The organism is Nitrospinota bacterium (assembly GCA_016217735.1).
Taxonomy (GTDB): domain Bacteria; phylum Nitrospinota_A; class UBA7883; order JACRGQ01; family JACRGQ01; genus JACRGQ01.
In genome coordinates, this window is sequence record JACRGQ010000003.1 from 81,170 (window position 1) to 89,563 (window position 8,394).

An 8,394-nucleotide genomic window follows, 5' to 3' on the forward strand; every position below is an offset into this window, starting at 1 on the left:
CGTCCCCGGTTTCAATATCGTTGGGGTAGGGGAAGGGCGCGGATTCATTCTCCACGGCGACATTGGGGGATGCATGAAGGTTATTTTGACATGGAGAACAAATTTCGATGATTAACCAGAAAACTAAAGAGCCGGCTTTTAACGTTGACGCATACCATTCATGGCTGGAAGACCGCGCGAAAGCCGCGTCGGCGCTGAAGGTTTCCCACTTCATCACCCTCTCCCGCGAATACGGGTGCGATGCGTTCCCCACCGCCGGGAAGCTGCAGGAACTGATCAACGCCAGACACCCCGGCAACAAGTGGCTGGTCTTCAGCAACCAGATGATCCAAAAACTGGCCCAGGATGAAAAACTCGGCGCCGACCTCATCAGCCAGGTCAGCGAAAAGCGTTACTCCTTCATGAACTGGTTCATCGACGGGCTGGTGCCGGACTACCTTCAATCGGTGCAATCGCAGGTGTTCGAACGGATGCGAACCCTCCTGCTGAACCTCGCGGAAAAGGGAAACGTCATCATCGTCGGCGCCGGCTCACAAATCATCACCGGTGAACTCGACCCCTCCAAGTTCGCCGGCACGCATGTGCGGATATACGCATCCTATCCGTGGCGCCTCAAATCCGCCATGGAGAAGTTCCACCTGGGGCGCGCGGAGGCGGAAGACCATCTCAAGATGAAGCAGGACGCGCGGAACAAGTTCGTGGAGGATTTCACGGGGAAATCCGCCGCCGACCCGCTGCTCTACCACATGATGCTCAACAACGATAAAAACACGCCGGACATGATGGCCGCGGCCATGTTCCACTACTGCGAAAGCAGGGGGTTCTTCAAGTAAGGACGCGGCTCCATGGATCTGCCCGAAGGTAAACTGGCGTTAAGGGAAATTAAAACCCTTGAGGATGGCATGGAGCGCCGGCTCAAAGAGATACGGCGGCGGGCGGAAGAAACCGTCGACCGCGCGCGCGCCGAGGCCGGCGAACGGATACGGCTGAAAGAGGGCGAATTGGCGCAACTGCGTTGCCGTCTTGATGTCCGGGCGCGCCGCGCGGAAGAGCCGGAAACGCCGCGGCCCGCCGGGGATTTCGCGCCGGACAAAGCGGTCGTCGCCGGACTGGCGCGGGAGATTTTTAACGTCATTACCGGCCGCTAACAGCGGGAGGAGCGCATGATCGTTCCGATGGAACGCCTGCTGGTCGCCGGCTCCAATACGCTTGTCGAGCCGGCGCTCAAGCTCCTGCACAGGGCGGGAACCCTCCACGTCACCAACTCCCGCGAAGACCCCTTTCTGGCCGCCAGCGGGCTGGCCACCGGCATGCTGGGCCGCGGGGACGAAGAACGCCTGGGGCGGGGCGAATCGCTCCTGTTCGAGGTGAAATCGGCGCTCGCCATGCTGGCCCACGCCCATCCCGCCCACCGCGAACTCATCGCCTTCGAGCCGGGAAGCGAAGACTGGCTTTCCGGCGGTTTCCACGCCCGCGCCACCGTCATCTGCAACGGCATCTTCGACGCCGCCGCGCGCAAGCGCCGCCTTGAAGACGAGCTGGGACAACTGCGCATCTACCGCCGGATGTTCGAGGAGTTCAAGCCGCTGGTGGAGACCGCCGCCGCCATGCGGGGGGTGGAGATATCCGGCTTTATCCTGCGCGAGGCGGCGGCTGAGGCCGAAGCGGCGCTGGACAAGGCGTTGACCGCCGTTACCGGCGGCGGCCACGCCGTCTTCCGCGGCGCCACCGAAGAAGGATATACCGCGCTGCTGCTGGTCTACCCCGCCGCGCTGCGGGTCCGCGCGCAAAACGAGGTCTTCGCCCGCCTGGCCGGACGCATCCACACGATAAGCGTCCCGCCCGAATACGAGCGGGCCACATTCGCCGATACGCTCACCGCCCTCTTCGAGCGCGAGACGCGGGCCGAAGCCGGCGTGGAGCAGGCGGCGCTGGAACTGCGCGAATACGCCGTGCGTTACTCCGCCCTTCTCAAAACCGCCGAAAAGGGGCTGGACTGGGCGGTGAAACGGCTGCGGGTGCGCAGCTTCCTGGCCCGCTCGGAACGCACCTTCTGGATATCCGGCTGGATCCCGCGCGAGGCGCGCGAAGGGCTTGAAAACGAAATGCGGGAAACATTCGGCGGCGGCGTGCTGGTGATGGCCGCCGATCCGCACCCGGACGAATACCCCGACGTGCCGGTGCTGCTGCGCAACGGACGCTGGGCGAAACCGTTCGAGCGGCTGCTCCGGTTCTTCCCCCCGCCGGTTTACGGCAGCGTGGACCCGACGGTGATGATGATGTTCTTCTTCCCGCTTTTCTTCGGCCTCATCCTGGGGGATGTCGGCTATGCGCTCATCATGTTCGGCATGGCGCTCTTTTTCCGGATGCGCCGCGCCGGCGTGCCGCTCTGGAACGACGTCACCGCGCTCATCGCCTTCTGCGGCATCGGCGCGTTTTCCTTCGGCGTTCTTTACGGCGAGTTCTTCGGCAAGCTGTGGGGCGGCATCGGGCTGCCCCCGCCGTTTTTTGACCGCAAGCGCGATATCATCGCCACCGAAATAGCCGTGCTGGCGCTCGGCGGCCTGCACCTCACCGTCGGCAACCTCGTCGGCGGCGCGATGCTCGCCCTGAAACGCCGCTGGCGGCACGCGGCGCTGAACTTCCTCGACGCGGCAACCATTTGGGCCGCCGCATATGTGGCTTTCCTGGCCATCACAAAAAAACCGCTGGCGTGGGAACACGCGGGACTCATCGCCGCGCCGCCGCTGCTGAAGGTGGCGGCCGGGGGGATGAAAGAACTTTTGGAGATACCGAAGCTCGTCTCGAACATCCTTTCCTATTCACGCCTGATGGCGCTGGGGCTGGCCTCCGTCATGCTGGCCGACGTGGCGGACGATTTTTACACCATGTCCGGCGGGGTGCTCTGGGGCATTGTGGCCGCCGTGGCGCTGCATCTGGTGAATTTCGCGCTGGGGCTTTTAAGCCCGGCCATCCAGTCGCTCCGGCTCCACTATGTGGAGTTTTTCAATCAATTCTATAAAATGGGAAACCGGCGGTATGAGCCGTTCCGCACAATGTAAATTTGGTGGAGGTATGCAATGACCGAAATATGTTTCAAGTATCTGGGGGCATCCGTTGCCGTGGGGCTGGGGGCGCTGGCCACCGCCTACGTGCAGGGGAAAATCGGCGCGGCGGCGGTGGGGGCGCTCATCGAGCGCAAAGAGCTGACCGGCCTGATGATCCTCCTTCTCGCCATTCCCGAAACGATGGTGATCCTCGGCTTCGTGATCGCCATCATGATTCTCCTTAGCTGATGGGAATTGAAGAGCTGGCCGCCGCGCTCAAAAGCGAAGCGGCCAAGGAAGAAGCGGCCCTGCTGGCCGGGGCCGAAAGCCGCGCGGCGGAGATTCGCGCCGAAACGGACGGACATCTCGCGGCCCTCGGCGAAGAGGCCGGCCGCATCGAAGCCAAATGCCGCGCGATGGAAGAAGCGCTGCGGAGCGGCGCGGAAAAAACCGCGGCGCGCAAGCGGCTCGCCGCGGCCGAACAGGCTTACGCGGCCGCCGTGCGGGAGGAATGCCGCGCCCTCTTCCGCGAATTTATGCTGACCCCCGCCTACGCCGATTTTGCCGCGGCCCAATACCGGATTGCCGCCGCCGAACTGGGGGGGGTGGAACGGGTGGCGGCCGACGCGCGCACCGCGGAGGCGCTCAAGGACGCTTTGGAAAACGGCGCGGCGCTCGAAACCGATGCCGCCATCGTGGACGGTTTCGCCGCCTACGGCCCCGGCGGACGGGCGGCGGTCAAATCCACCTTTGACACCCGCTTTGAAAAGGCTTGGCGGAACGGCGGTCCCGCATACGGCCGCGCCATAGCCGAGGCGGTGAAACATGGGATTTGAATACGTCGCCACCCGCCTGCGCGGCCTGCACAGCCGCTTCGTGCCGGATGCCGAAATCGAATCGGTCGCCGCCGGACGGGACATCTCCTCCATCATGCTGGTGCTGGAAGAATCGGTCTTTGCGGACGAAGCGGATCGCCTCAAAAGCCGCGGCCGCGGCATCACCGTTGCCGCCGCGCTGCGCGCCGTGGAAGAGGGACGGCTGACGGTCATCGAAAGGGCGGCGGCGCTGCTGCGCCAATGGAACCCCGAAGCCTGCGGCTTCATTTTCGCCCGGATGGAGATGGAGCAGATCAAAGACGCGCTCCGCTGCATCCGGACGGGGGAGCCGGTCTACGACAAGCGGATACGCTTCCTCCCGCTTGCCGACGGCGCGCAATGGATCGCGCGTTTCGGCGAGATTCATACCGTGGCGCAATTCAAGGCGGCGCTCGCCCGCGCGGGACACCCCTTCGCCGGCGCGGTGGACGAAAAACTGGAACCCGCGATGGCGGAAATGAACATGGAACGCTTCTACTTCAACGCATGGCTCAAACACAACCATGCATCCGCCGCGCAATGCGGCAGCTATTTTTCCGACTGGAACGACATCATAAACCTCCACACCGGCGCGCTCATCCGCGGCCGTGTGCCGGACGGCGGCCCGCGGCGGTACTTCGTGGACGGGCCGGGCCGCCTCCGCTTTTCCCAATTCGCCCGGATGACGGCGATGAGCGAGGCGGAGTACCGCGGCGAGGCGGCGCGTCTGCTGGGGCTGCCGTTGCGCCACCGCGAGGGGCTGGCGGATTTCGCGCAAGGGCTGCGGCGGGCCTGCCTGCGCAAATGGAAGCTGGGGGCCATCGCCCGCCCCACCGGCCTGTATGAGATACTCGTCTTTTTCGAAGAACTTGACGTGATGACCATGAGCCTTAAACTCGCCATCGGGCTTTCCGAAATGGCCCGCGCGCAGGCGGCCGAAGCGGCGGGGTATCTGGTGCGGAGGCAGTTGGCATGAATAAGCCGATGAAGCTGCTGGTGGTCGCCCCGTGGGGACACGATCTCGGCTTTCGGCTGGGGGGGGCGCACGTTGCCATAGCGGCGGACCGCGAAGCGCTCAACAAAACGCTGGCGCGCGCGCTGGCCGAAAAAGAAACCGGCGTGGTGGCGCTGCCGGAACAGATGCGGGAATGGATCGCCGAACCGCTTCGCAAGACGCTGGCCGCCGCCGCATTTCCCCTGACGGTCTTTTACCGTTTTCCCGGCGAATGGGCCGGCGCTGAAGAACCGGCCGACGAAGCGGCGGAAATCATACAGCGCGCCATCGGCTACCACCTGAAGATAAAACTATGAGGGGACATATCGCCAGCATCTCCGGCCCCACCGTGCGGGCCGCCGGCCTGGACGGCTGTTTCATGCACGAAGTGGTGCAGGTGGGAAACGAACGTCTGCTGGGGGAAATCATCCGCATCGATCCCGGCCACGCGGTAATTCAGGTGTATGAAGAAACCCACGGCCTCAAGACCGGCGCGCCGGTTCTGCGCAGCGGAGAGCTGCTCTCGGTGGAACTGGGGCCGGGCCTGTTGGGAAGCATCTTCGACGGCATCCAGCGCCCGTTGCAAGACCTTCACGCGCACTGGGGGAACTTCATCGGGCGCGGCGCGGCGGTGAAGCGGCTCAGCCACAAAAAGAAATGGCATTTCATCCCGTCGCTCAAGGTGGGCGACGCGGTGGAGCCGGGAACGGTGATCGGCACGGTGCGGGAGACCGAGGCCGTCACCCACAAAATCATGGCCCCGCCCGGCGTGCGCGGGAAAATAGCGTTCATCAACGGCGGCGACTTTTCGCTGGTGAACACCGTGGCGGAACTGGACGGCGGCCACAAGTTCACCCTGCGCCAGCGGTGGAACATCCGCGAGCCGCGGCCCAACGGCGGGCGGCTCCCGTTCACCGTGCCGCTTATCACCGGCCAGCGGGTGCTGGACACCCTTTTCCCCGTCGCCGAAGGGGGAAGCGCCATCATCCCCGGCGGCTTCGGCACCGGCAAGACGGTGCTGGAGCAGACTATCGCCAAGTTCGCCGGCGCCGACATCATCGTCTACGTCGGCTGCGGCGAACGCGGCAACGAAATGACCGACGTGCTGCACGAGTTCCCCCGCCTGAAAGACCCCTACACCGGCCGTCCGCTGATGGAGCGCACGGTGCTCATCGCCAACACCTCCAACATGCCGGTGGCGGCGCGCGAGGCAAGCATCTATACCGGCGTCACCATCGCCGAGTACTACCGCGACATGGGCTTGCGCGTGGCATTGATGGCGGACAGCACCTCGCGCTGGGCCGAAGCGCTGCGCGAAATCTCGTCGCGCCTGGAGGAAATGCCGGGCGAAGAGGGATACCCCACCTACCTCGCAAGCCGGATGGCCGCCTTTTACGAGCGGGCCGGACGCTTCAAATGCCACGGCCGCCCGGAGGAACAGGGGGCCATCACCGTCATCGGGGCCGTCTCGCCCCCCGGCGGCGATTTTTCCGAACCGGTTACCCAAGCCTCGATGCGCACCGCCAGCACATTTTGGGCGCTGGACTACGACCTCGCCTACCAGCGGCACTTTCCCGCCATCAACTGGCGCACCAGCTACTCCCTCGCCGCTCCCAGTCTCGCGGCGTGGTACGATGCGAACGCCGCGCGCGGCTGGGGCGCGCTGGTAAGCGAGGCCAACGCCATCCTGCAACGCGAAGAGGAGCTGCTGGATATCGCCCGCATCGTCGGCATGGACGCGATGGGGGAACGGGAACGCGTGGCAATCGAAGCGGCGCGCCTCATCCGCGAAGGCTACCTGCGCCAGAGCGCCGCCAGTCCCGCCGATTCGTTCTGCGCGCTGACGCGGCAGCTCAAGCTGCTCACCCTCTTCCTGCGCTACGCCCGCGCCATGGACGCCGCCCAGCGCGGCGGCGCGGCGCTGGAAAAAATACTGGCCGCGCCGATGGTGGAACGGGTGCTTCGCGCAAAGGAGATGTCCGAAGAGGAACTCGACAAGGAATCGGTGGAAATCAAGGCGCAAACGGCGGCGTGGTTCGCCAGGGAGGAAGCATGACGGATAACCTGCTCACCCGCTCGTACCGCGCCATTGAATCGGTGCGGGGGCCGCTGGTCTTCGTCCGCGGCGTGAAAGACGCCGGGCTGTCCGAACTGGTGGAACTGGAATTGGAAGGGGGCGCGCGCCGCGCCGGACAGATCATCGAGCTGCATGAAGACCTCGCGGTGATACAGGTGTTCGGCGGCGCCGATAAAATATCGCCCGCCACCACCGTGGTGCATCTCAAGGAAGAAGGGCTGACGATGGACCTCTCCCCGCTCATCGTGGGGCGGATGTTCAGCGGCGCGGGACGGCCGGTGGACGGCGGCGGGCCGGTGGCTCCGCTGGCGCGGCGCGATGTGGGCGGCAGGGCCATCAACCCGATACGGCGCGACGTGCCGGCGGATTTCATCCAGACCGGCATCACCGCCATCGACGGCATGGCGACCCTCGTCCGCGGCCAAAAGCTGCCGGTTTTCTCCGGCGCGGGCCTGCCCGCCAACGAGCTGGCCGCCCACGTCATCACCAACGCCCGCGTGCTGAAAGAGGGCGAGGAGTTCGCCATCGTCTTCGCCGGGATGGGGATCACCGCGATGGAGGCGGAATTTTTCCGCAACACGTTCGAGGAAAGCGGCGCCATCGCCCACAGCGTGGTATTCATGAACCGCGCGGAAGACCCGGTGGTGGAGCGGCTGCTCGCGCCGCGCTACGCCCTCACCGCCGCCGAATACCTCGCTTTCGACCTCGGCATGCACGTGCTGGTGGTGCTGACCGACATGACGCACTACTGCAACGCCTTGCGCGAGATCAGCTCCTCGCGCGAGGAGATTCCGGGGCGGCGCGGCTATCCCGGCTATATGTACACCGACCTCTCCACCATCTACGAACGGGCCGGGCGCATCAAAGACCTCCCCGGCTCCGTCACCCAGTTGCCGATACTCACCATGCCGGACGACGACATCACGCATCCGATTCCCGACCTCACCGGCTACATCACCGAAGGGCAAATCGTGCTGGACCGCCCCCTGCACCGCAAAGGGGTTTTTCCGCCGATCAACGTGCTGCCGTCGCTCTCGCGCCTGATGAAGCTGGGCATCGGCGCGGGTAAAACGCGCGAAGACCATCAGGAGTGGAGCGACCAACTGTACCTCTGCTACAGCCGCGGGGTAGAGCAGCGGCGCGTGGCGGCCATCATCGGCGAAGAGGGTTTAAGCGACATGGATAAAAAATACCTCCAGTTCGCCGGCCGGTTTGAAAAGACGTTCATACACCAGCGCGACGACAACCGCCCGCTGGAGGAAACGCTCGCCATCGGCTGGAAGCTGTTGGCCGAAATGCCGGCGGCGGAGCTTATCCGCATACGCCGCGCGTTCATCGAAAAATACAGGCCGAAGGAGTAGCCGGTGGCGCAACGGAAAAAAAGCCGGATCGAACTGCTGAACCTCAGGCGCCAGATGGTGC

The 8,394-nt window shown here is 64.7% G+C and carries 9 protein-coding genes; all 9 read left to right on the plus strand.

Annotated features, from left to right (window positions below; genetic code table 11):
• Window positions 1–107: 107 nt before the first annotated feature.
• From HZA03_00585 to HZA03_00625, 9 genes are read left to right on the plus strand one after another with little or no spacing between them, the layout of a single operon-like run.
• On the plus strand, window positions 108–833 hold the full coding sequence (locus tag HZA03_00585) for a cytidylate kinase-like family protein (protein ID MBI5636446.1): 726 nt from the start codon (window positions 108–110) through the stop codon (window positions 831–833).
• A 12-nt stretch (window positions 834–845) separates the two neighbouring features.
• A complete protein-coding gene (locus HZA03_00590; GenBank protein ID MBI5636447.1) occupies window positions 846–1,148 on the plus strand; it encodes a hypothetical protein in 303 nt (100 codons plus the stop codon).
• A gap of 15 nt (window positions 1,149–1,163) precedes the next feature.
• Entirely contained in the window at window positions 1,164–3,062 is a 1,899-nt protein-coding gene (locus tag HZA03_00595; protein MBI5636448.1) for a hypothetical protein, read from the plus strand.
• An 18-nt stretch (window positions 3,063–3,080) separates the two neighbouring features.
• A complete protein-coding gene (locus HZA03_00600; GenBank protein MBI5636449.1) occupies window positions 3,081–3,296 on the plus strand; it encodes an ATPase in 216 nt (71 codons plus the stop codon).
• Entirely contained in the window at window positions 3,296–3,883 is a 588-nt protein-coding gene (locus HZA03_00605) for a hypothetical protein (GenBank protein ID MBI5636450.1), read from the plus strand. The genes HZA03_00600 and HZA03_00605 overlap by 1 nt, the downstream gene beginning before the upstream one ends.
• Entirely contained in the window at window positions 3,873–4,877 is a 1,005-nt protein-coding gene (locus HZA03_00610) for a V-type ATPase subunit (protein MBI5636451.1), read from the plus strand. Before HZA03_00605 ends, HZA03_00610 begins: the two co-directional genes overlap by 11 nt.
• Window positions 4,874–5,212: a hypothetical protein gene (locus tag HZA03_00615; GenBank protein MBI5636452.1), complete on the plus strand. Its 339-nt coding sequence runs from the start codon at window positions 4,874–4,876 to the stop codon at window positions 5,210–5,212. Before HZA03_00610 ends, HZA03_00615 begins: the two co-directional genes overlap by 4 nt.
• The gene (locus HZA03_00620) at window positions 5,209–6,951 is read left to right on the plus strand and encodes a V-type ATP synthase subunit A (protein MBI5636453.1); all 1,743 of its coding nucleotides are present in this window, start codon (window positions 5,209–5,211) and stop codon (window positions 6,949–6,951) included. The genes HZA03_00615 and HZA03_00620 overlap by 4 nt, the downstream gene beginning before the upstream one ends.
• The gene (locus HZA03_00625) at window positions 6,948–8,333 is read left to right on the plus strand and encodes a V-type ATP synthase subunit B (GenBank protein MBI5636454.1); all 1,386 of its coding nucleotides are present in this window, start codon (window positions 6,948–6,950) and stop codon (window positions 8,331–8,333) included. The genes HZA03_00620 and HZA03_00625 overlap by 4 nt, the downstream gene beginning before the upstream one ends.
• Window positions 8,334–8,394 lie beyond the last annotated feature (61 nt).

Bases quoted from the DNA above. Each gene is read 5' to 3' on its own strand.
- HZA03_00610 (MBI5636451.1), top strand. From the start codon at position 3,873: ATGGGATTTGAATACGTCGCCACCCGCCTGCGCGGCCTGCACAGCCGC.
- HZA03_00625 (MBI5636454.1), top strand. From the start codon at position 6,948: ATGACGGATAACCTGCTCACCCGCTCGTACCGCGCCATTGAATCGGTG.
- HZA03_00615 (MBI5636452.1), top strand. From the start codon at position 4,874: ATGAATAAGCCGATGAAGCTGCTGGTGGTCGCCCCGTGGGGACACGAT.
- HZA03_00600 (MBI5636449.1), top strand. From the start codon at position 3,081: ATGACCGAAATATGTTTCAAGTATCTGGGGGCATCCGTTGCCGTGGGG.
- HZA03_00590 (MBI5636447.1), top strand. From the start codon at position 846: ATGGATCTGCCCGAAGGTAAACTGGCGTTAAGGGAAATTAAAACCCTT.
- HZA03_00595 (MBI5636448.1), top strand. From the start codon at position 1,164: ATGATCGTTCCGATGGAACGCCTGCTGGTCGCCGGCTCCAATACGCTT.
- HZA03_00620 (MBI5636453.1), top strand. From the start codon at position 5,209: ATGAGGGGACATATCGCCAGCATCTCCGGCCCCACCGTGCGGGCCGCC.
- HZA03_00605 (MBI5636450.1), top strand. From the start codon at position 3,296: ATGGGAATTGAAGAGCTGGCCGCCGCGCTCAAAAGCGAAGCGGCCAAG.
- HZA03_00585 (MBI5636446.1), top strand. From the start codon at position 108: ATGATTAACCAGAAAACTAAAGAGCCGGCTTTTAACGTTGACGCATAC.